This window comes from Treponema sp. R80B11-R83G3 (assembly GCF_054786115.1).
Genome location: NZ_BDHF01000534.1, coordinates 1 through 409, shown reverse-complemented (window position 1 = coordinate 409; position 409 = coordinate 1). Strand labels below are relative to the sequence as shown.

General features: G+C 38.6%; 2 protein-coding genes. Both read left to right on the top strand.

Annotated features, from left to right (window positions below):
* A partial coding sequence (locus ACYVRH_RS14835) for a metal-sensing transcriptional repressor (protein ID WP_461257625.1) occupies window positions 1-185 on the top strand: 185 nt, incomplete at its 5' end.
* 43 nt (window positions 186-228) lie between these two features.
* The coding region (locus ACYVRH_RS14830) for a hypothetical protein (RefSeq protein ID WP_461257624.1) at window positions 229-409 on the top strand (181 nt) is incomplete at its 3' end.

Here is a 409-nt window from a genome sequence, read left to right as displayed (position 1 = left end):
ACAGAGCATATGGAAGCGGTAAAAAAATGGTTGAGGAAGGGCGGAATTACAGTGAAGTTTTAATACAATTAGCCGCTGTTCGTTCCGCCGTCAACAATATTGGACGGATCATTATGCAAGACCATATCGATCATTGTGTCGCCGAAGCCGTAAAAAAAGCGATAAAAAAGTTCTCAACGATTTGAATGACGCAATTGCGAAATTCTTGAAATAAATTGCGGAATTGTTATGTGGAAAAAAATTAGCGAAATGTTTGTCAATGAAGAAAAACGAAACCTCATCTTTGTAATCATTTCGGTGGTTACTCTTGTTTTAAGCCTGACAAGAGTGTTGGAAAGTATACTGCCTTTTGATATTGCGTGGGTGGCTATCGTACTTTGCGGTATTCCCATTGTGATTGGTTCTATTG